A 21973-nucleotide genomic window follows, 5' to 3' on the forward strand; every position below is an offset into this window, starting at 1 on the left:
CGCCGCCAGCCAGACTTAAATTTCCTCGTACAGCGGCAGTGTCAGGAATTCGGCGAACGAAGCCGATGTCGACATTTCTTCAAATATCCTGGCGGCGCGGTCGTAGGTAGCGCCATCGCCGACCAGCGCCTTGACCTTGGCCAGCTCTTCCGGAATCATCGCGACCACCATCTCGGCAGTCACCTTCTTGCCGTCTTCCAGCACGCCCTTGGCCGAGCGTATCCATTGCCATACTTGCGCGCGGCTAATTTCCGCGGTGGCTGCATCTTCCATCAGGTTGTGGATAGGCACGCAACCATTGCCGGCCAGCCAGGCGCCCAGGTAATGGATGCCGACGTTGATGTTGTAGCGCAGGCCGGCTTCGGTGATCGGCGCTTCCGGCTTGAAATCGAGCAGATCGGCGGCGCTGACGTTGACGTCCTCGCGCTGCTTGCTGATCTGGTTCGGCTTGTCGCCCAATACTTTCGTGAACTCGGTCATGGCGAGCTCGACCAGGCCTGGATGGGCAACCCAGCCGCCGTCGTAGCCGTCGGTCGCATCGCGCGCCTTGTCGGTACGTACGCCGCCCATGGCGATCTCGTTCTTTTCCGGATCGTTCTTGATCGGGATCAGTGCCGCCATGCCGCCGATCGCCGGCGCGTTGCGCTTGTGGCAGGTCTTCAGCAACAGCAGTGCGTAGGAGCGCATGAACGGCGCTGTCATGGTGACCTTGGCGCGGTCGGCCAGGCAGAAGTCCTTGTCCAGCTTGAATTTCTTGATGCAGGAGAAGATGTAATCCCAGCGGCCGGCGTTGAGGCCTGAGCTGTGCTCGCGCAGTTCGTACAGGATTTCATCCATTTCGAAAGCGGCCAGGATGGTTTCGATCAGTACGGTGGCCTTGATGGTCCCCTGCGGCAGGCCGAGTTCGTTTTGCGTCATCACGAAGATGTCGTTCCACAAACGCGCTTCCAGGTGCGATTCCATCTTCGGCAGGTAGAAATAAGGACCGGCGCCGCGCGCCAGCTGCTCCTTGGCATTGTGGAACATGAACAGGGCGAAGTCGAAAATGCCGCCGGAGACACGCTTGCCGTCGACCAGCACATGCTTCTCATCCAGGTGCCAGCCGCGCGGGCGGACCACCAGGGTGGCGACCTTGTCGTTCAGCTTGTAGGACTTGCCGTTCTGTTCCAGCGAAATGGTTTTGCGAATCGCGTCGCGCAGGTTGATCTGGCCGCTGATCTGGTTATCCCAGACTGGCGAGTTGGAATCCTCGAAGTCGGTCATATAACTGTCAGCGCCGGAGTTGAAGGCGTTGATCACCATCTTGCGTTCGACCGGGCCGGTGATTTCGACGCGGCGGCATTCAAGCGCGGCCGGGATCGGCGCGATCTTCCAGTCGCCGTTACGGATATGCGCAGTTTCCGGCAGGAAGTCGGGGCGCTCGCCGGCGTCCAGGCGCTTGGCGCGCTCGACGCGCACTGCCAGCAATTCCTGACGGCGCGCTTCGAAAGCGCGGCTCAGCTTGGCCACCAGGGCCAGCGCATCGGGGGTCAGAATTTCGGCGTAGCCGGCTTCGATCGCGCCGTTGATTTCCATTCCTGCGGGCAGTGTCAGTTGCGTCATGCTCTACTCCTGTTTGTTCTATGAATTGATCAGTGTCTTCTACAGACTGCACCATGGTGCCATGGTGCAGTGCTACATTCCGCTTTTTACCATGTCGGCTATGCATAAACCCGAATGGCATTATCTAATTTTTACGCTATATAGTATATTTAAACTAAATCATCATAGGTTGAACGAATTATCATTTGATCTATGCGTTTTAGTCACAAGTGAGCTTATCACAGCTCCCTCTCCCCAAAACCTGAGGCCGCAGCGCATTGGATCAACGCATTGGACCAATTCAAGCAGATTTCTACCTTCGTCGAAGTGGCCGCCAAAGGCAGCCTGTCGGCCGCCGCGCGCGCCGAGGGGATCGCCCCGGCCATGATAGGAAGGCGGCTGGATGCATTAGAGGAACGCCTCGGTGTAAAGCTTTTGCAACGCACCACCCGCAAGATCGCCCTGACCAACGAGGGCGAAGCCTTCCTTGAAGACTGCCAGCGCATCCTGTCCGACCTGGAAAATGCCGAATCCGCCGTCTCGGAGCGCAGCGCCCACGCCAGCGGCCATCTGCTGATCTCGGCGCCGGCCGGCTTCGGGCGGCAGCACGTGGCGCCGCTGATGCCCTCCTTTCTCACCGAACACCGCGACGTCACCCTGACCCTCAACCTGAACGACCGCGTGGTTGACCTGATCGGCGAAGGCATCGACGTCGCCATCCGCATCGCCTCCTTGTCCGACTCCTCGCTGATCGGCGCCAAGCTGGCGGACAACAAGCGTATCGTGGTGGCCTCGCCGGCTTATATCAAACGTCACGGCAAGCCGCTCACCGTGGACGACCTGCAAAAGCACAACTGCCTGGCGATCAGCAGCGAAGGCAGCCAGCGCGGCTGGAGCTTCCGCCAGAACGGCAAGATCGTCACCGTCAGGGTAGCCGGCAACATGGTCTGCAACGACGGCCAGGTGCTGCACGACTGGGCGTTGGCGGGCAAAGGACTGGCGTGGCGCTCGATGTGGGAAGTCGGCAGCGAAATCGAATCCGGCAAGCTGGTGACGGTGCTTGATGAATTCGCCGCGCCGGGCAACGATATCTATGCCGTTTTCGCGCAACGACGGCATTTGCCTTTGCGGATCCGGGTATTTGTCGATTTCTTGCGGCGCGCCTATGCCCAGCCCGAATATTGGCGCCACGGCTGACTGCCCTTCCCACTTTTTTTGGGCTGATGTACAATGGCGCCCAGTTGCACGGCATTCTGCGTGCAGCACCCTCTCAAAGGGGAGTAGCTCCTGAACATCGGTACGGCGCCTTAATTCGCTGCACAATGTTCTGCAAGGTAGTCGTCATCACGGAACAGGCACAACGCCTGCGCCCGGTTACCTTGGCAGCAGCGCTGTTGAGCAAGACCTTTGTCAGCATGGATTCCATGCAGGCAATGTGTCGCGTTGACTTCCCGCCACTCCTGTCGTTATCCATGCGTGAGGTTATTTGTTAACCCTGTTGGAGACTACTTTATGGATTTTTCTGGTTTACTTTCAATGCTAGGCATGGCGGACTGGAATGCCGGCGCCTTCTTCGCCGCACTCGCCGCCATCGTCGTGATCGACCTGGTGCTGGCCGGCGATAACGCCATCGTGATCGCGATGGCGGCGCGCAGCCTGCCCGACCACCTGCGCCGCAAGGCCATCATCTGGGGCACGGCGGGTGCGGTCGTCATGCGTGTGCTGATGACTATCGGCGTGGTCTGGCTGCTCAAGATCCCTGGCCTGCTGCTGGTCGGCGGCCTGGCCTTGCTGTGGATCGCCTACCGCCTGCTGACGCAGTCGGATGACGGCGAAGCGCATGGCGTGAAAGCCACCACCATGGCGGCCGCATTGAAAACCATCATCATCGCCGACACCGTCATGGGCATCGACAATGTCCTGGGTGTCGCCGGCGCCGCCAAAGGCAGCATGGCGCTGGTGATTATCGGCTTGCTGATTTCTGTGCCTATCATGGTCTGGGGTTCGACCCTGGCGCTGAAGCTGATCGAACGCTTCCCGCTGACGATCTTCATCGGCGCAGCGATCCTGGTCTACACCGCGATGCACATGATCGTTACGGAACCGGTCCTGCAGCCATTCTGGGATAGCCTGCCCGGGCTGAACTATGCGGCTTACGTGCTGGGTTTTGTGGTGGTGCTGGGCGGCGGCTGGATGGTTTCGAAGCGACGCGACGGTGTCAAGGCCGCTGAGTAAAGTCCTGGAATTGAGAAGTACGAATTAAGAAGTACAACATGAAAATCCCGCCGGAGCGCCAGGCGGGATTTTTTTCGGCTCAGGAATCTGCCGACAGTATCCGCTGGTGGAAAGCCAGATGATCCTCGATCAAGGTCGAGATGAAGTAGTAACCGTGGTCGTACCCTGCATGACGGCGCAGCGTCAGGCGCTGTCCCGCCTGCGCGCAGGCTGCTTCAAACTGTTCCGGCAGCAGTTGCTCGGCCAGGAATTTGTCCCCCAGGCCCTGATCGATCAATATCTCTTGCGGAAACGGCCGCTGCAAACCCAGCATCAGCTGCGTCGCATCATAGTCGCGCCAGCCGGCCTGCTCCGCTCCCAGATAATTGCCGAACGCCTTTTGCCCCCACGGACATTGGCTGGGCGCGGCAATCGGCGCAAATGCCGATACTGAGCGAAACACGTCCGGATTGCGCAGCGCCAGCACCAGCGCGCCATGGCCGCCCATCGAGTGGCCAAAGACGCCGATATTGCCGGCCTGCGCCGGAAACTCCTGGATCACGGTTTGCCGCAGCTCATGCAATATATAGGAGTACATCCTGAAATGCTGCGCCCAAGGCGCCTGCGTCGCGTCCAGGTAGAAGCCGGCGCCATTGCCGAAGTCCCAGCTGTCGCCAGCGCCGTCTATGCCGGTGTCGCGCGGGCTGGTGTCCGGCGCCACCAGCATGATGCCGTGCTGCGCCGCATAGCGCTGCGCCCCGGCCTTGATCATGAAAGTCTCTTCAGTGCAGGTCAGCCCAGCCAGGAAAAACAGCAGCGGCACCGGCCCCAGCCTGGCCTGCGGCGGCTGATACACGGAAAACCGCATGGGCAGGCCGATCTCGGCCGACGCATGACGGTAGAATCCCTGCGTACCGCCGAAACAGGCATGTTCGCTGATGATTTCCATCAGTAGATCACCACCGAACGGATCGACTCGCCGCTCTTCATCAGATCGAAGCCTTCATTGATGCGCTCCAGCGGCAAACGGTGTGTGATCAGGTCGTCGATATTGAGCTTGCCATCCATATACCAGTCGACGATTTTCGGCACGTCGGTACGGCCGCGAGCGCCGCCGAAAGCCGAGCCCTTCCAGACCCTGCCAGTCACCAGCTGGAACGGCCGGGTGCTGATTTCCTGGCCGGCGGCGGCGACGCCGATCACGATCGACTGGCCCCAGCCCTTGTGGCAGCATTCCAGCGCCTGGCGCATGGTGGTGACGTTGCCGATGCATTCAAAGCTGTAATCGGCGCCGCCATCGGTTAGTTGCACGATAGCGTCGACCACGTTCTCTACTTCGGTCGGATTGATGAAATGCATCATGCCGAACTTGCGCGCCATCGCTTCACGCGCTGGATTGATGTCAACCCCGATGATCTTGTCGGCGCCCACCATGCGCGCCGCCTGGATCACGTTGAGGCCGATGCCGCCGAGACCGAACACCACGACATTGGCGCCCGCCTCCACCTTGGCGGTGAACAGCACCGCGCCGACGCCGGTGGTGACGCCGCAGCCGATGTAGCAAACCTTGTCGAACGGCGCATCTTCGCGGATCTTGGCCAGGGCGATTTCCGGCACCACGATGTAGTTGGAAAAGGTCGAGGTGCCCATGTAGTGATAGATCGGCTTGCCGTCGATCGAAAAGCGGCTGGTGGCGTCCGGCATCAGGCCGCGGCCCTGGGTCGAGCGGATCGACTGGCACAGGTTGGTTTTCTGCGACAGGCAGAATTTGCACTGGCGGCATTCCGGCGTGTAGAGCGGGATCACGTGATCGTTCTTTTTCAGGCTCTTGACGTCAGGGCCGACATCGACCACCACGCCTGCCCCTTCGTGGCCCAGGATGGATGGGAAGATGCCTTCCGGATCGGCGCCGGACAGGGTGTAGTAATCAGTATGGCAAATCCCGGTGGCCTTGATCTCCACCAGCACTTCGCCGGCGCGCGGGCCGCCCAGTTCGACTTCTTCGATGGTCAGTGGCTGACCGGCTTTCCATGCGATAGCTGCTTTGGTTTTCATTTGATTGACCTTTACCAGGATGTCAGGATGTATTCGGAACTACAGGATTATTCGCTAAAGATGGCAAGCCTGCCGTTTACTCAGCGTCACGTATCTTGCTCAGGGCGTCATCGATGCGCTCCACCGGGATCACTTTCAAGCCTTCGATCTCTTGTTTCGGCGCATTCGACTTGGGAATCATGGCGATCGAAAAGCCCAGCTTGGCGGCTTCCCGCAAACGCTCCTGGCCGCGCGGCGCCGGCCGGATCTCGCCCGCCAGGCCGACTTCGCCGAACACCACCAGCCCGCGCGGCAGCGGCCGGTTGCGCATGGAGGAATTGATCGCCAGCAGCACCGCCAGATCGGCCGCCGGTTCGGTGATCTTGACGCCGCCGACGGCGTTGATGAACACGTCCTGGTCGAACGCCGCGATGCCGGCATGCCGGTGCAGCACTGCCAGCAGCATCGCCAGGCGGTTCTGCTCCAGTCCGACCGACAAGCGCCGCGCGTTCGGCACGTGCGAAGCATCTACCAGGGCCTGGATTTCGACCAGCAAAGGGCGCGTGCCTTCCTGCGTCACCATCACGCAGGAGCCCGGCACCTGGCTGTCATGCTGCGACAGGAACAGCGCCGACGGATTCGACACGCCCTTCAGACCTTTTTCGGTCATGGCGAACACGCCGAGTTCGTTGACGGCGCCGAAGCGGTTCTTGAACGCCCGCACCAGGCGGAAACTGGAATGGGTGTCGCCTTCGAAGTACAGCACGGTATCGACGATATGCTCCAGCACGCGCGGCCCGGCCAGCGCGCCTTCCTTGGTGACGTGGCCGACCATGATGATGGTGATGCCGGACTGCTTGGCGACCCGCGTCAGCTGCGCAGCGCATTCGCGCACCTGCGCCACCGAACCGGGGGCGGAACTGAGCGCATCGGAATACACGGTCTGGATCGAATCGATCACCGCCACCTCCGGCTTGTGCTCGACCAGCGTGTTGAGGATTTTTTCCAGCTGGATTTCCGCCTGCAGCCGCAGGTCGCCGGCATCCACCGCCAGGCGCTTGGCGCGCAAGGCGATCTGCGCGCCTGACTCTTCACCGCTGACGTACAGCACCTTCTTGACTTTCGACAGGTTGGCCAGCGCCTGCAGCAGCAAGGTCGATTTGCCGATGCCCGGATCGCCGCCGATCAGCACCACGCCGCCGGCCACCAGGCCGCCGCCGAGCACACGGTCGAATTCCTCGATGCCGGTGCCGAAGCGCGGCACATCGATCGCCTCGATATCTGCCAGGGTCATCACCGGCGCGGTCTGCGCCAAGCCTTGGTGCTGGTTTGAAAAACGGTTGCCGACGGCTTCCACGATGGTTTCCACCAGCGTATTCCATTGCCCGCACGAGGGGCACTGGCCAGTCCATTTATTAGCGACGCCGCCGCATTCGGTGCAGGTGTAGTTGGTTTTAGCTTTGGCCATTCGCTTCTATAGTTTCATAAGGTGCATACATCACTGATTTGTCCGCTTATTTGTCGACGCATTTTTCGATTTTTATGGACGCTTTTTATTGCCTCGCGCTCAAGACTCCAGCACTTTAACCCGCGCGGCCAAAGCACACATCAATTCATAGCCTATCGTGCCGGCAGCATGGGCCACTTCATCTATAGGCAAGCCGGCGCCCCACAAGGTCACATTGCTGCCGACCGCCGCGCCCGGCACATTGGTCAGGTCGACCGAGAACATGTCCATCGACACCCGGCCGACAGTGACGGTGCGGACGCCATCGACCAGCACCGGCGTGCCGTTGGGGGCGTGGCGCGGATAACCGTCGGCGTAGCCACAGGCCACCGCGCCCACCAGCATCGGCGCGGCGGCGACAAAACGGCTGCCGTAACCGATCGCCTCGCCTGCGCCTATGCGCTGGATGCCGATGATCTTGCTGGTCAGCGTCATCGCCGGCTTCAGGCCGAACTGCTCGGCGCTGGCGCCGCCGGGGCTGGCGCCGTACAGCATGATGCCGGGCCGCACCCAGTCCGACTTCAGCTCAGGATGCATCAGGTCCGCCGCAGAATTGGCGATGCTGCGCTCTTCCTCGATGCCGGCCGTGCCCTGCTCGAACAGCTGCACTTGTTGCTGCAATGGCAAGCCGGGATTGAGCGGATCGTCGGCATTGGCGAAATGCGTCATCAACGTGATCTTGCGAACGGCGGGAATCGCCCGCAGCCGCTGATAGGCCGCACGGTAGAGCTCGGACTTGAAACCCAGGCGGTTCATGCCGCTGTTCATTTTCAGGTGGACGTCCAGCGTCCCTTTCAAGGCAGCGCGCTCCAGCAGCAGGATCTGGTCCGAGGAGTGCACCGCGAAATCGAGCTTGGCCTGCACCGCAGTTTCCAGATCGGCGGCATCAAAAATACCTTCCAGCAACAAAATCGGCTTTTGCCAGCCCAGTTCGCGCAAACGCAAAGCGTTTTCGGGTTCGATCAGGGCCAGTCCATCGGCTTCGGCAAAGCCGCGCATGGCGCGCTCCAGGCCATGGCCGTAGGCATTGGCCTTGACCACTGCCCAGATTTTCGCCTGCGGGGCATGCGATTTGGCAATACGCAGGTTATGTTGTAGCGCGGAAATGTCTATGGAAGCAACGAGGGGTCTGGGCATGAATGGCAGAAATGCTGAAGTTTCGTAGAGCGCTCTATTTTACCGGAAGCAAGTGCGGCAAAGGCTTGGCAATTTTTCAATAATACGCCTGAACGTTTTGGCTTTTGCATCCGTCATAATCACGGACCGGTCATATTTTCATGGTATAAAGCAGGCCGGGGACACATTGTTACATTCTGGGATGCGGATGAATCGCGGTTTTTACACCATCATGGCAGCGCAGTTTTTTTCTTCGCTAGCCGACAACGCCCTACTTATAGCGGCCATCGCCTTACTGGCGGAAATGTCCTCGCCGGACTGGATGACCCCCTTACTGAAGTTGTTTTTTGTCCTCTCTTACGTGCTGTTAGCCGCTTTTGTCGGCGCTTTCGCCGATTCTTTGCCAAAAGGCAAAGTCATGTTCATCACCAACATGATCAAGATCGCCGGCTGCCTGATGATGTTCGCCGATGTCCATCCATTGATTGCCTATGCCGTCGTCGGCTTCGGCGCGGCAGCATATTCGCCGGCCAAGTACGGTATCCTGACAGAATTATTGCCGGCAGAGAAACTAGTTGCCGCCAACGGCTGGATCGAAGGCCTGACCATGGCCTCCATCATCCTCGGCACGGTCCTCGGCGGCGCCCTGGTCAGCCCGCACGTAGTCTCGATACTGCTGCAGTGGCACATACCCATCATCAACTGGCACCTGAACACCCCAACCCATGCCGCGCTGATGGTGATCGGCGCGCTGTATGTGATCGCCACCATCTTCAACCTGAAGATCCCTGACACCGGCGCCCGCTACCCGCACCAGCAGCACCGGCCGAGCAAGCTGATCGCCGACTTCGCCAACTGCTGCGCGATCCTGTGGAAAGACAAGCTGGGACAAATCTCGCTAGCCGTCACCACCCTGTTCTGGGGCGCCGGCGCCACCCTGCAGTTCATTGTCTTGAAATGGGCGGAGAAGTCGCTCGGCATGCCGCTCGACAAGGCCGCGATCCTGCAAGGCGTGGTGGCGTTTGGGGTCGCCATCGGCGCCGGCGCCGCGGCGCGCATGATTCCCTTGAAAAAATCGCTGACGGTGATGCCCATGGGCATCATCATGGGCATAGTCGTAATGGCCATGACCGTGGTGCACTCGATCTGGGTGGCCTACCCGCTGCTGATCATCATCGGCGCCCTTTCAGGCTATTTCGTAGTGCCAATGAATGCGCTATTGCAACATCGCGGCCACGTGCTGATGAGCGCCGGCCATTCGATCGCGGTGCAAAATTTCAATGAGAACCTGTCAGTGCTGACCATGCTGGTGCTGTACGCCTTGATGATCAAGATCGATCTGGACGTGAATATCGTCATCCTGATGTTCGGCTCGTTTGTGGCCTGCATCATGCTGCTCATCATGCGCAAGCATGCCGCCAACCAGCGCGAGCATGATTCGCTGGCCTTGATTGGCGAAGTCAAGCATTAGATCTGCCGGCAATGCCGCCGGCCTACCCCGCTGCCCCCGTCCTGAGGCGCCGCTGGGCTGCGGCCCGGCCGGCCCAGTCATCCGGCACCACGAAGCCTCTGCAAGTTTCTAAGCCACAACCATCTTCCAGGCGCAGGGTTGCCAGCAGCACCGGCCCGGGATTGCTCGCAAAATGCTGCGCCAGGGCCAGTCTTGCGTCAACCGGGGACAGCGCATGGTCAAGCGCCACTTTCGCCGGCGCCAGCCAGCTCTGCCGAGGCAGTATCCGGTACATCGCTGCCGGATCCAGCTGCAAGGCGGACAGGCTGCTCCAGTAACCGCGGCAAGCCTTGGCTGATACGCCAAGCGCTGCCGGCAGACGCAGTTGCTCATCAGGATAGAACAGCCAGCCTTTCACCAGGGCCTGGGCCGCCACGATCGGCTCGCTCAAATGGACCTGGGCGGCGGGATGCTGCGACAAAGCCAGCTGATGCTGCAAAAGCTTCTGCATTTTCGACCCCAGCGAATCCGCCATGTCGCGGCCGATGAAATCGTCCGCCTGCAGGCTGGCGCCGCTGGTTTCCAGCAGATAGAACTTGCTGGCGAACTCCCAGTGGACCAGGCCGCCATTGAGGCGCAGCAGGAAATCGAATTCGCCGACCGTATCGTTCTTGCTGGCCCGCACCTGCACGCTGTGCGCCACCAGCAGCTGCCGCCGCTCGAAATAGAACGCCAGCAGTTTTTCCGCATACAGGCCGAGGCGGGTCGAGGGCAAGCTGCCTATATAACCGTGCAAATCCTGGAGTTTTTGCGGCTGCTGATCCAGCTCATTGAGCCATGTCGCCAGATCCGCATCGACATAGGTGGCGATCCGGCCCTGCCATTGCGCTGCCTGCGGATCGAGCAGGTCGGGAGCATCCAGCAGCCATGCCAGCGCACGGACGTGGGGATCGCGCAAGTGATTCCAGCGGCGGTGAAACTGTTCCTGGCAAGTACCGCCAGGCGTCAGCGCCACAATCCCTGCTGCCTCATTCGGGGATGTTGGCATAGGTGCTCATGGCCAGGCAGAGGTCGCTCCAGATCTTGCCCTTGTCCGCCAGCTGCCGCAGCAGGTAGGCCGGGTGATAGGTCACTATCAGAGGCCGTTCTGCATAACGATGGACGCTGCCGCGCAGCTTGGAAACCGGCGTGGACGGATCCAGTCCGAGCAGAGACAAGGCAGCGGTCTTGCCCAGCGCCACCAGCACGGTGGGCTGGATCAGTTCGATCTGACGCTGCAGATACGGCAGGCAGGCCGCCACCTCATCGGCGGCAGGCGGCCGGTCGCGGCCGTTTTCATCGGTCGGACGGCATTTGACGATGTTGGCGATGTAGGCGTTTTCGCCGCGCGCCAGGCCCATCGCCAGCAGGATATTGTCGAGCAGCTTGCCGGCCGGGCCGACAAACGGTTCGCCCTGGATATCCTCGTTGCGTCCCGGGCCTTCGCCGATAAACAGCCATCTGGCCTTGCTGTCGCCGACGCCGAACACGGTATTTTTGCGTCCGCGGCATAGTCCGCATGCGGTGCATTCCGCCACGGCTTTCTGCAGCTGCGGCCAGTCCATCGCCATCGGCGAGTGTAGCGACTGTATCGAGACAGCCGGCGCCGGCGGTGCAGAGACGACGACGTCATCGTCATTCCAGGCCGAGGAGGATGCGTCATGCACTGGCACGGCATTCGCCGCCGGCGCAGCTGCGGTGTCGGCTTGCGGAGCCGGATCGCTCATCGGAGAAACTGGAGTCTCCGCGGCCGTATTCTCCGGCTGCGCAACATCAATCGATTCGGGCGCTTCCTCGAACAAGGCAACAACGCCCTCACGCCGCAGCCAGATCGGCCCCAAGCCGATTTCATCAAGGAAAACGCTGCGCCGGGTCATTTCGCTCATAAGGGCAGCCTCATGACAATAGCTTCTTCGCGCTTGTCGTCGGCGGCCGGATAATAATCGCGGCGGCGGCCGATCTCGGCAAAACCATAGCGCTGATAAATCTCGATCGCGCGCGTATTCGACGGCCGCACCTCAAGCAGCACCGACTGCATCTGCTGCTGATGCGCGAGGACGCATACCTTATCCAGCATCATTTTGCCGATGCCGCGCCGGTGCATGTCGCCATGCACGCTGATATTCAGCAAATGCGCTTCGTCCAGCGCCGCCATCATGAAAAAATATCCCAGCAAGACGCCGCCGGCATCGCGCAGCACCCAGCATTGGTAGCCGCTCTGAATCGAATCGACAAAATTGCCATGGGTCCATGGATGGGAATACACGCTCTTTTCGATCGCGACCACTTCATCCAGATCTTCGACACGCATCTCGGCGAAGGCCAGCGGCCGCCGCAAACCGGGGAACTCTTGCACGCTGGCGTTCATGGCTGCACCTTGGCCGCGCGCTCGGCGGTAGTGAGTGCGACTTTGTTACGCAAATACAAAGGCTGGGCCTCTACCGCACTCAAGCCTTTTCCTTGAGAAAAAGCGCTGCTGCCCAAAGCAGCGATCTGGCGCGCATTCGGCATCACATCCGGCAAACTCGCCGCGGCAAACGGCGCCGCCGCAAACGCCTCGGCATATGCCGACAAACCGTTGCCGCAGGCCTGCAAGGCCTTGGCGCCGGAATTCAAAGACAGGGGCAGCACGGCTGCCGGCGCCGACAAAGTCGGCTCGACAATGACTTGCCACTGATCGTCGGCAAAGCGATATTGCGCCCAATAGACCTCGCCCATGCGCGCATCCAGCACCGCTAGCACGTCGTCGGCGCCGTTGAGATCGCGGCAGGCCTGCGCCATGGCGGTCAGGGTCACCACCGGCAGCACCGGCAGGCCGGCGCCGAACGCCAGGCCCTGGACGATGCCGCAGGCGGTGCGCACGCCGGTAAACGAACCGGGACCGACGCCAAAGGCCAGCGCGTCGCACTGCGCCAGACTGATGCCGGCTTCAGCCAGCAAGCTTTGCACCATCGGCAAGATAGCGAGGGAATGTGTTTGAACGCCCGCCGATTCGCGGGTAGTCACCTGGCCGCCGCGCAATAAGGCGGCGGAGGCCAGTTCGGTAGATGTTTCGATGGCAAGAATGGTCTGCATGGGCAGTATTTTACCGCGCCGGACGCGGCCCGGATTGCTATTCAACCAGAATCAGGCGCAGTCACGGTAAAATACCGCGTATGCGGATCCTCACTCTCGACCACCACAATCACTCGCAACTCGCCGGCATCCTCAGCGAAGACGGCTGGGTGGTGGCTTGCCTGTGCGCCGCCTGGTGCGGCAGCTGCCGGGAATACTTCGCGAACTTCACGGCACTGGCGCAACGCCATCCGCAAGTGCAGTTCGCCTGGATCGACATCGAAGACCAGGCAGAACTGGTCGGCGATCTGGACATCGATAATTTTCCCACCTTGCTGATCCAGCGTGGCGATATCGTGACTTTCCTGGCCCCGGTGGAAATGGATTTGCGCCTGGCCGAGCGCATCCTGCTGGCGCAGATGAGCAAGAGCGTGGAAGAATTGCAGAGCGAAGCCCAGAGCAGCGAAGAACGCCGCCTGTGGCAGCAGGAAGGCAATCTGCTGCGGCGGCTGACGAACAGCTGAAGCCAGCCTGCTCAGGACACCAGCCAGGGATCGCAATCCGGATGCGGAAACTGCGCCATCATGAAGTCGACAAAACTGCGCACCTTGGCCGACAGCAGCCGCCGGCTAGGGTACACCAGGCGCACCGCCACCTTGTTGATCTGATGGTCCGGCAGCACCCGCACTACCCGGCCCGCCGCCATGTCGTCGCCCAGCGTGTACGAACTGCGCATGGCGATTCCCATCCCCGCCAGCAGGCAATGGCGCAGCAGTTCCGTGTTGTTCGACATCACCTTGCTGGCAATCGGGACCACCGAGGTGCCTTCCGCCGACTGGAAAGTCCAGTGATGGCGCAAGTGTTCCAGTGAAAAATTCAGGCAGGCATGCCGCGCCAGATCCTCCGGTGCCTGCGGCTCGCCATGCTGGGCGATATAGGCTGGCGAAGCGCACAGCAGCACTTCGGCGATGCCCAGCTGGCGCGCCACCATGCTGACATCGAATTTCTGGTTGACGGAGAAGATCCCGACATCAAAACCTTCTTCGATCAGATCCGCGGTGCGGTCCGACAGCGTCACGTCGAGCTGGACGTCCGGATACTGCTTCGAGTACAGCGGCAGCAAGCGCGCCAGCTGGGTCTGGCCAAAGCCGATCTGCGAATAGATGTGCAGCGTGCCGGCAGGATTGGTCGACAGCACCGAGGCGGCGGCCTCGGCCTCGTCGATTTCGTCGAGAATCTGGCGCACCCGCTCCAGGTAGGCCTGGCCCGGCTCGGTCAAGGCCATGCGGCGGGTCGAACGGTGCAGCAGGCGGATCCCGAGATGATTTTCAAGATCGGCGACCAGGCGCGTAACGACCGCGTTCGACATATCCAGCACCTGAGCGGCAGCGACAAAGCTGCCCTGCTCCACCACTTTTGCAAATACACGCATGGATTGCAAGCGGTCCATCTGAATTTTCCTTATTGTCTGATCATTTGCTCAGCAAAGCCATGAAACTGACCACCAATGCCAGTACGGCGACACCGATGCTTGCCCCGCACAACAGGCTGGCGCGCGCCAGTTTGGCGTCAACCGCCTGCACCTCCCGCTCCAGCATGGGCAGAGCCGCACCCAGCTGCTCCGCCAGCGCCTTGATGTCGCCGGCGTTCTGCAAAGACGCTCCCTGCACCTCTGCCACCTGCTGCTGCAGAATCTGAATCTGGCTCTCCTCCGTATTCCCTTTGCGGCGGGTAAATACCGGCACCGCCACTGAAATAATGTCGCTCACATACGGAAGTATCGCCTTTGTTACCGAAACCCATGCTGACATCCACCAACCTCCAATTGCCTGCTTATTCTGTACTGCGACTCCGGGCTGATCCGGGCTACTGAAATATCTGCTTATCCGTCGCTGCCGTATCGCCCGGCCGCAGCAAACGTCCGGCGGCGATGGTAATGGTCTGGCGGCACAGCTCGGCAATCGAGGCGTCGTGCGTCACCAGCACCAAGGTAGAGCCGCGCTCCTGGTTCAGATCGAACATCAGCTGGATCACCGCATCGCCGGTAGCAGCGTCAAGGCTGCCGGTAGGCTCGTCGGCAAACAGCAGCGGCGGCTCAGTGACGAAAGCGCGCGCCAGCGCCACGCGCTGCTGTTCGCCGCCCGACAGGTATCTAGGATAATGCTGCAAGCGGCTGCCCAGCCCCACCCGCTCCAGCTTGGCTTGCGCCTTTTGCCGCGCATCTTTGTCGCCACGCAGTTCAAGCGGCAGCATGACGTTTTCCAGCGCGCTCAGATGGCTCAGCAACTGGAAAGACTGGAACACGAAACCAAGTTTTTCCTTGCGCAATCCGGCGCGGCCGTCTTCGTCCAGCGCAAAAATATCGCTGCCGTCGATGCGCACCGTACCCGCGGACGGCGTATCCAGGCCAGCCAGCAAGCCCAGCAAAGTCGACTTGCCGGAACCCGAGGCGCCGACAATCGCCAGCGTGGTGCCGCCCTGGACGTTAAAATTGATATCATCAAGAATCACCAGCTCGCCGCTGGCGTCAGCGACCCGCTTGCTCAAGTGCTGGACATCGATGGCAGGCGCCCTGGCATTGACCGCTGCAGGATTAACAGAAGAGGACTGAGGCATGCAGATTATCGACTCCGGATTGGGGAATGGTTGTCAGAAACGGACTGAGCGTATGACCCGCAAGATCGTCAGCAGTTCGCGGCGGGCGCTCTTGCTGCTTGGCCTGCTGGCTCTAGTATGGACGAACAGTGCCTATTCTGCATCAAAATCGATCCTGGTGTTAGGCGACAGCCTTTCCGCCGAATACGGACTGGCGCGCGGCAGCGGCTGGGTGGCGTTGCTGCAGCAGCGGCTGCAGGCGGAAAAAATCGACGCCACCATCACCAATGCCAGCATCAGCGGCGAGACCACCAGCGGCGGCAAGACGCGCCTGCCGGCTTTGCTGCAGCAAAAGCCTGACATCGTCATCATCGAGCTGGGCGGCAACGATGCCTTGCGCGGCCTGCAGTTGAGCGCTACCGAAAGCAACCTGAAGGCCATGATCAGCGCCGCGCAACAGGCAAAGTCGAGAGTGCTGTTGGTTGGCATGCGGATTCCGCCGAATTACGGCCGCGACTACACCGAAAAATTCTTTTCGCAATATGCCACGGTAGCGAAACAAACCAAGGTGCCGCTGGTGCCCTTTCTGCTGGACGGCGTCCCCGACAAAGCGGATATGTTCCAGGCGGACCGGATCCACCCGCTTGCCCAGGCACATCCGATCATCTTGAATAACGTCTGGTCTGGATTGAAGCCGCTGCTGGTGAAATAGCGTGAGGCCTGGCTCCTTGCATTGGGCGCGCGATCAAGCGCCGGCACCAAGGTCATCGCCCGGCCAGCGAAGAATAGTTTACACGCTCACGCCCTGCCGCCCAGGCAGATATGCAAAAAGCCCGTGCAACTTGCGTTGCACGGGCTTTTCTTATTCCGCTAGCGCGCCTGACTTTACTTGCTGCTGCCGTCGCCGTCCACTGGCGCCGCTACTATCGGCTTGAGGATCTTGACCTTGGCTTTCTCTTTCAAGACATCCACGTAAGCCAGCATTTCCTGTTGCGCCAGGATGCCGGTGATCTGCTCCTGTTCGGCGGCGCGGCGAGCCTGATCCTGGGCAGCCGGCTGCCCGACCTTGCCGATGCGATACAGGACGTAGCCTTGCTGCGGCAAAGTGACGCCGACATAGGCTGGCAGTTTATTGGCATCAGCCTTCATCACCGCTTCAAACGCCAGTGGATTGACGCCTTGGTTCTTGCTGCGCGATACGGTTTGCGCAGCAGCGAAACCGCTGGCGTTGTCTTGCGCCTTCAAGGCTGCCAGCTTCTCTTCGCCAGCCTTCTTGGCCAGTGCGGCTTCTTCAGTGCGTGTCACCTTGTCGCGGATGACTGCCTGGACTTCTTCAAACGGCCGCTTGGTCACAGCCTTGTATTCGAGGACGTGGCCGGCGATAAAGGTGCTCGGCGCAATTTCGATTGCCTCGGTGTTGTGCTTGTTCTTCAACGCCTCGTCGGAATACAGTGCGGTCAGAAATTTCTGATTGTTGTACGGAGCGGCAGGCGCGGCAGCAGGGTTAGGCTGGCGGCCCAGATTCGCCGCGGTCTGGATTTGCAGATGCAATTTGTCGGCAACTGCCTTCAGACTGTCCGCCTGCTCATACACGGTATTGCTGAAGGCTTCAGCCATTTCAGTGAATTTGCGTGCAGCCAGCTGCTTCTTGATTTCACCGGCGACTTCCGTCTTGACTTCATCCAGCGGCTTGACCTTGGCCGGCTTGATGCCGGTCAGTTCGATGATGTGGTAACCGAAATCGGATTGCACCAGATCGCTGATCTCGCCTTGCTTCAGTTTGTTCGTAGCGTCTTCAAAAGGCTTGACCATGCTGCCGGCGCCGAAATAACCAAGATCGCCGCCCAGTTCAGCAGAAGCGGTATCCTGCGAATTCGCCTTGGCGACTTTCGCAAAATCGGCCGGCGTCTTGCGTACTTCCGCCAGCAGGCTTTCCGCCTTGGCCTTGGCTGCAGCTTGCTCTGCGGCCGGCGCATCTTTTTTCACCGCGATCAGGATGTGGCTGGCGCGGCGTTCTTCGGCCTCTGTATAGCGACTGACGTTCTGATCGTAATAGGATTTGATATCGGCATCGCTGACCGTGATCTGGCCTGCCACGGCGGCGCTGTCGAGCACCACGTATTCAGCCTTGATCTGTTCCGGAATCTCGAATTCCTTCGAATTCTTGCTGTAATAGTCCTGCAGCATGGCGTCCGTAACCTTGACTTGAGCCGCATAATCGGCGGCCTTGAACAGCAGCTCCTGCACCTCGCGCTCCTGGTCGTTGATATCAGACAAGCGGGTGGCGACGGTCTTCGGCGTGAATGCGGTCGACTGCACAGCGCCGTTCAACTGCTGCATGGCCATGTCCTGGCGCAAGCGGGCAGCGTAGGAAACCTGCGTCATGCCCTGCATTGCCAGCAATTGATCGAATGTCTTGCTGTCGAATTTTCCGTCCGCTCCAACCAGGTTTGGAAACTGGCTAAGGATGATTTGCTGTATGGCCGGGTCAGTGACTGTCAAATGCTCGCTGTTGGCAGTTGCCGCCAGCACCCGTTGCGAAATCAGATTGTCCAGCACACCCTGCTTGGCTTCCGGCGTCTCCATCATTTTCGGATCGAAACGGTCGCCAAACGCCTGGCGCATGCGCTCCATCTGCTGGCGCAAGGCGCCATCCAGCTCTTGCTGGGTGATAGGCTGGCCGGCGACTTTCGCTACCGTGTTGGCGCCGTCGCCAAAGCTGCTGTAGCTTTGCAGACCGACTAGAGCAAAGGAAGGGATGATCAACAGCAGCAGCAAGAACTGCATCAAGCGCTGATGGGTACGGACAAATTCAAACATGGTCGGCCAATCGAGATCAAGCGGCTAATAAATAAAGCTGCAACATATAGGAATACTTCATATGAGGCAACAATATAAATCAAATGCACATAAGAAAAAAGGCGAACTTTCGTTCGCCTTTCTTGTATTTTGGCGGAGTGGACGGGACTCGAACCCGCGACCCCCGGCGTGACAGGCCGGTATTCTAACCAGCTGAACTACCACTCCTAAAACTGCTCGCAAATCTTATAAAACAAATTCGCATTTCCTGCTCGACCACATCGTAAAAAAACACGACAACCCAGCCGGTCGAACATTTTGGCGTTTGTCACCACGCCAAAGAACGCTAGTTTACAGCATCTTTCAAAGCTTTGCCAGGCTTAAATTTAGGAACTTTCGCTGCCTTGATCTTGATTGCTTCCCCGGTGCGTGGATTACGGCCGGTGCGGGCCGCGCGCTTACCCACGGAAAAGGTGCCGAAACCAACCAGCGTCACGCTGCCGTTCTTCTTCAGCGTGGTTTTTACTGCCGCGATCATCGCGTCGAGCGCGCGTGTGGATGCCGCCTTGGAAATGTCTGCCGACTTGGCAATATGATCGATCAATTCGGTTTTATTCACTTAGGTCCCCTCATATGAATGGAAATTCGAGAAGCGGTTTTCGGGATGCAAGCGAAGCTGGCATCGACTGCGAAAACATCGCGGGCGGAGTGCAGAAGAAATCTGCAAGCTGGTATTAAACAAGCCGCAAAGCCTTGTGTCAAGCGCCTTCCCGGCATTATGCGGCAGGTTTAACCTGATTTTACAAACTTGATAGATTCAACACCAAATGAATGCGCGCACAAAAAAAAAGCGCCCTTGCGGACGCTTTTTTAAATCACGAAAATTAAGGCCGTGAATTCAACGGCTTAGCGAGTCGTAGGGTGGGCAGATTTTCTGCCCACGCTGAATGCGTCCCTCGAATGATCGACGGTCCACGTGGGCACAAGTGCCCGCCCTACAAGAGACTTAGTGCTTGACCACGCTCGGGTCGCTCTTCTCGCCGGTCTTGCCGACCGTAGCCGCATCCAGCACTGCCTCTTCCTCAGTCAACGGCACCGGCTGACGCTCCAGTGCAATTTCCAGCACCTTGTCGATCCAGCGCACCGGCACGATTTCCAGCTTGTTCTTGACGTTGTCCGGAATCTCGGCCAAGTCCTTCACGTTCTGCTCTGGAATCAGCACGGTCTTGATGCCGCCGCGATGCGCCGCCAGCAGCTTTTCTTTCAAGCCGCCGATCGGCAAGACTTCACCGCGCAGGGTGATCTCACCCGTCATCGCCACATCGGCACGCACAGGGATGCCGGTAAAGATAGACACCAGCGCCGTGGTCATGCCGACGCCGGCCGACGGTCCATCCTTCGGCGTCGCGCCTTCCGGCACGTGGATGTGGATGTCGCTCTTCTCGAAAGCTTCGCCCTTGATGCCCAGTTTCGCTGCGCGGCTGCGCATCACGGTACGGGCTGCCTCGATCGATTCCTTCATCACATCGCCCAGGGTGCCGGTACGGATGATGGCGCCCTTGCCAGGCATCTTGACCGCTTCGATGGTCAGCAATTCGCCGCCGACTTCAGTCCACGCCAGGCCGACGACCTGGCCGATCTGGTTCTCTTTCTCGGCAACGCCGTAGTCGAAGCGCCGCACACCGAGGAACTTGTCGATGTTCTTGGAGGTGACGGCCACTTTCTTCTCTTGCTTCTTCAACAGCAGCAGCTTGACCACCTTGCGGCAGATCTTGGAGATTTCACGTTCCAGCGAACGCACACCGGCTTCACGCGTGTAGTAACGAATGATGTCTCGGATCGCGCCTTCGGCCACGGTGATTTCCTCAGCCTTCAAACCATTGTTCTTGATTTGCTTGGGCAGCAGGTAGCGTTGCGCGATGTTGGTCTTTTCATCTTCGGTGTAGCCGGACAAGCGGATCACTTCCATCCGGTCCAGCAATGCCGGCGGGATGTTGAAGGAGTTCGAGGTCGCCACGAACATCACGTCCGACAAGTCGAAATCGACTTCGATGTAGTGATCCGAGAAAGTGTGGTTCTGTTCAGGATCCAGCACCTCCAGCAGAGCCGAAGACGGATCGCCGCGGAAATCCATGCCGAGCTTGTCGATCTCGTCCAGCAGGAACAGCGGATTGCGCACGCCGACCTTGGTCAGGCTTTGCAGGATCTTGCCAGGCATCGAGCCAATGTAGGTACGGCGATGGCCGCGGATCTCAGCCTCGTCGCGCACGCCACCCAAAGCCATGCGCACGAATTTGCGATTGGTGGCGCGGGCGATCGATTGCCCCAGCGAGGTTTTACCCACGCCCGGAGGGCCGACGAAACACAGGATCGGCGCTTTCAGCTTGTCGACGCGTTGTTGCACGGCGAGGTATTCCAGGATACGTTCCTTGACCTTGTCCAGGCCATAGTGATCGCCCTCCAGAACTTTTTCAGCGTTGCCGAGCTCGTTGTTGACCTTGGATTTTTTCTTCCATGGCAAACCGACCAGCGTATCGATGTAGTTGCGCACCACGGTCGCTTCGGCCGACATCGGCGACATCAGCTTGAGCTTCTTCAGTTCGCTCTGGGCTTTTTCCAGCGCTTCCTTCGGCATCTTGGCAGCCAGGATCTTCTTTTCCAGCTCTTCCAGATCGGCGCCTTCTTCGCCTTCGCCCAATTCCTTCTGGATCGCCTTGACCTGTTCGTTCAGGTAGTATTCGCGCTGCGATTTTTCCATCTGGCGCTTGACGCGGCCGCGGATGCGCTTTTCCACCTGCAGGATGTCCAGCTCGCCTTCGAGCTGGCCCAGCAGGTGCTCGTAGCGCTTGGCGATATTGAAGATTTCCAGGATTACCTGCTTTTGCTCCAGCTTCAGCGGCAAATGGGCGGCGATGGTGTCGGCCAGGCGGCCAGCGTCATCGATGCCGGACAGCGAAGTCAGGATCTCTGGCGGGATTTTCTTGTTGAGTTTGACGTACTGGTCGAACTGCTGGACGATGGCGCGGCGCATCGCCTCCACCTCAGCTTCGTCGCCCAGTTCGGATTCCAGCGGCGTCAGGTCGGCAACGAAATGCGTGTCGAGTTCGCTGATGTGATGGATGCGGGCGCGCTGCGCACCTTCCACCAATACCTTGACGGTGCCGTCGGGCAGTTTCAGCATTTGCAGGATGTTGGCGACGCAGCCGATTTCATAGATGTCGTCCGGCGACGGCTCATCCTTGGCGGCGGCTTTCTGCGCTGCCAGCATGATGCTCTTGCCCTGCTCCATAGCAGCTTCCAGCGCCTTGATAGATTTAGGGCGACCGACGAACAATGGGATCACCATATGCGGAAATACAACCACGTCCCGCAAAGGCAAGAGAGGCAACTGAGTCTGTTCAGTAAATGTAGAAGTCGTCATGGCGAGCCTTATCAAAAAAACTTACTAATGATGTTGGCACGAGTGGCCGAAACTCAAGCCCCGGTTTCAACAATAAATCACCACTTCTATGGGAGCCTTCGAGAAAGCCCCCGGTTTGTGCGTGGGGCAATAAAAAAGCCACACGCGAAGCTGACTTCGGGTG

General features: G+C 59.6%; 20 protein-coding genes and 1 tRNA gene. 5 read left to right on the plus strand and 16 right to left on the minus strand.

What is annotated here, in order from left to right; translation table 11 throughout:
* Positions 1 to 15: 15 nt before the first annotated feature.
* On the minus strand, positions 16 to 1602 hold the full coding sequence (gene aceB, locus AC07V8_RS15475; protein ID WP_494679169.1) for a malate synthase A: 1587 nt from the start codon (positions 1600 to 1602) through the stop codon (positions 16 to 18).
* Positions 1603 to 1872: 270 nt separating this feature from the next.
* On the opposite strand from aceB, the gene AC07V8_RS15480 reads away from it, so the two are divergent.
* Positions 1873 to 2778, plus strand: a complete 906-nt coding sequence (locus tag AC07V8_RS15480; RefSeq protein ID WP_098496740.1) for a LysR family transcriptional regulator — start codon at positions 1873 to 1875, stop codon at positions 2776 to 2778.
* A gap of 339 nt (positions 2779 to 3117) precedes the next feature.
* The gene (locus AC07V8_RS15485; protein WP_494679168.1) at positions 3118 to 3816 is read left to right on the plus strand and encodes a TerC family protein; all 699 of its coding nucleotides are present in this window, start codon (positions 3118 to 3120) and stop codon (positions 3814 to 3816) included.
* Positions 3817 to 3895: 79 nt separating this feature from the next.
* Here the strand turns inward: AC07V8_RS15485 and fghA are convergent, their stop codons facing one another.
* The 4 genes from fghA to alr all read right to left on the minus strand — a co-directional run bounded on the left by fghA (position 3896) and on the right by alr (position 8473).
* Positions 3896 to 4747, minus strand: a complete 852-nt coding sequence (gene fghA / locus AC07V8_RS15490; protein WP_494679270.1) for an S-formylglutathione hydrolase — start codon at positions 4745 to 4747, stop codon at positions 3896 to 3898.
* The gene (locus AC07V8_RS15495; RefSeq protein WP_494679167.1) at positions 4744 to 5850 is read right to left on the minus strand and encodes an S-(hydroxymethyl)glutathione dehydrogenase/class III alcohol dehydrogenase; all 1107 of its coding nucleotides are present in this window, start codon (positions 5848 to 5850) and stop codon (positions 4744 to 4746) included. Before AC07V8_RS15495 ends, fghA begins: the two co-directional genes overlap by 4 nt.
* A gap of 76 nt (positions 5851 to 5926) precedes the next feature.
* A complete protein-coding gene (gene radA / locus AC07V8_RS15500; RefSeq protein WP_211474021.1) occupies positions 5927 to 7297 on the minus strand; it encodes a DNA repair protein RadA in 1371 nt (456 codons plus the stop codon).
* Positions 7298 to 7396: 99 nt separating this feature from the next.
* Positions 7397 to 8473 carry an alanine racemase gene (gene alr, locus AC07V8_RS15505; RefSeq protein ID WP_494679166.1) on the minus strand — a complete coding sequence of 359 codons (1077 nt, stop codon included), beginning with the start codon at positions 8471 to 8473 and terminating at the stop codon, positions 7397 to 7399.
* A 187-nt stretch (positions 8474 to 8660) separates the two neighbouring features.
* On the opposite strand from alr, the gene lplT reads away from it, so the two are divergent.
* A complete protein-coding gene (gene lplT / locus AC07V8_RS15510; protein ID WP_494679165.1) occupies positions 8661 to 9923 on the plus strand; it encodes a lysophospholipid transporter LplT in 1263 nt (420 codons plus the stop codon).
* Positions 9924 to 9945: 22 nt separating this feature from the next.
* On the opposite strand, the gene AC07V8_RS15515 is transcribed toward lplT, so the two are convergent.
* From AC07V8_RS15515 to tsaB, 4 genes are read right to left on the minus strand one after another with little or no spacing between them, the layout of a single operon-like run.
* Positions 9946 to 10950 carry a DUF1853 family protein gene (locus tag AC07V8_RS15515; RefSeq protein ID WP_494679164.1) on the minus strand — a complete coding sequence of 335 codons (1005 nt, stop codon included), beginning with the start codon at positions 10948 to 10950 and terminating at the stop codon, positions 9946 to 9948.
* Positions 10931 to 11827 carry a uracil-DNA glycosylase gene (locus tag AC07V8_RS15520; protein WP_494679163.1) on the minus strand — a complete coding sequence of 299 codons (897 nt, stop codon included), beginning with the start codon at positions 11825 to 11827 and terminating at the stop codon, positions 10931 to 10933. The genes AC07V8_RS15515 and AC07V8_RS15520 overlap by 20 nt, the downstream gene beginning before the upstream one ends.
* Positions 11824 to 12309 (minus strand): ribosomal protein S18-alanine N-acetyltransferase, encoded by a 486-nt coding sequence (gene rimI, locus AC07V8_RS15525; protein WP_494679162.1) that lies wholly within the window; start codon positions 12307 to 12309, stop codon positions 11824 to 11826. The genes AC07V8_RS15520 and rimI overlap by 4 nt, the downstream gene beginning before the upstream one ends.
* Positions 12306 to 13016 carry a tRNA (adenosine(37)-N6)-threonylcarbamoyltransferase complex dimerization subunit type 1 TsaB gene (tsaB, locus tag AC07V8_RS15530; protein ID WP_494679161.1) on the minus strand — a complete coding sequence of 237 codons (711 nt, stop codon included), beginning with the start codon at positions 13014 to 13016 and terminating at the stop codon, positions 12306 to 12308. Before tsaB ends, rimI begins: the two co-directional genes overlap by 4 nt.
* Positions 13017 to 13096: 80 nt before the next feature.
* On the opposite strand from tsaB, the gene AC07V8_RS15535 reads away from it, so the two are divergent.
* Positions 13097 to 13519 carry a thioredoxin family protein gene (locus AC07V8_RS15535; protein WP_494679160.1) on the plus strand — a complete coding sequence of 141 codons (423 nt, stop codon included), beginning with the start codon at positions 13097 to 13099 and terminating at the stop codon, positions 13517 to 13519.
* A gap of 11 nt (positions 13520 to 13530) precedes the next feature.
* On the opposite strand, the gene AC07V8_RS15540 is transcribed toward AC07V8_RS15535, so the two are convergent.
* Genes AC07V8_RS15540 through AC07V8_RS15550 form a run of 3 tightly spaced genes read right to left on the minus strand, consistent with a single transcriptional unit; the run spans position 13531 to position 15611 of the window.
* On the minus strand, positions 13531 to 14445 hold the full coding sequence (locus tag AC07V8_RS15540; protein ID WP_494679159.1) for a LysR family transcriptional regulator: 915 nt from the start codon (positions 14443 to 14445) through the stop codon (positions 13531 to 13533).
* 22 nt (positions 14446 to 14467) lie between these two features.
* Positions 14468 to 14806: a hypothetical protein gene (locus AC07V8_RS15545; RefSeq protein ID WP_494721470.1), complete on the minus strand. Its 339-nt coding sequence runs from the start codon at positions 14804 to 14806 to the stop codon at positions 14468 to 14470.
* 55 nt (positions 14807 to 14861) lie between these two features.
* Entirely contained in the window at positions 14862 to 15611 is a 750-nt protein-coding gene (locus tag AC07V8_RS15550) for an ABC transporter ATP-binding protein (protein WP_494679157.1), read from the minus strand.
* Positions 15612 to 15663: 52 nt separating this feature from the next.
* On the opposite strand from AC07V8_RS15550, the gene AC07V8_RS15555 reads away from it, so the two are divergent.
* Positions 15664 to 16302 (plus strand): arylesterase, encoded by a 639-nt coding sequence (locus AC07V8_RS15555; RefSeq protein ID WP_494679156.1) that lies wholly within the window; start codon positions 15664 to 15666, stop codon positions 16300 to 16302.
* Between the two features lie 173 nt (positions 16303 to 16475).
* Here the strand turns inward: AC07V8_RS15555 and AC07V8_RS15560 are convergent, their stop codons facing one another.
* From AC07V8_RS15560 to lon, 4 genes are all read right to left on the minus strand, one after another.
* A complete protein-coding gene (locus AC07V8_RS15560; RefSeq protein WP_494679155.1) occupies positions 16476 to 18410 on the minus strand; it encodes a SurA N-terminal domain-containing protein in 1935 nt (644 codons plus the stop codon).
* A 130-nt stretch (positions 18411 to 18540) separates the two neighbouring features.
* Positions 18541 to 18617 (minus strand) — tRNA-Asp (locus AC07V8_RS15565).
* A 118-nt stretch (positions 18618 to 18735) separates the two neighbouring features.
* Positions 18736 to 19008 carry an HU family DNA-binding protein gene (locus tag AC07V8_RS15570; RefSeq protein WP_062114624.1) on the minus strand — a complete coding sequence of 91 codons (273 nt, stop codon included), beginning with the start codon at positions 19006 to 19008 and terminating at the stop codon, positions 18736 to 18738.
* Between the two features lie 387 nt (positions 19009 to 19395).
* A complete protein-coding gene (gene lon, locus AC07V8_RS15575; protein ID WP_494679154.1) occupies positions 19396 to 21810 on the minus strand; it encodes an endopeptidase La in 2415 nt (804 codons plus the stop codon).
* Positions 21811 to 21973 lie beyond the last annotated feature (163 nt).

The organism is Collimonas sp. GW821-FHT02H07, from assembly GCF_059421505.1.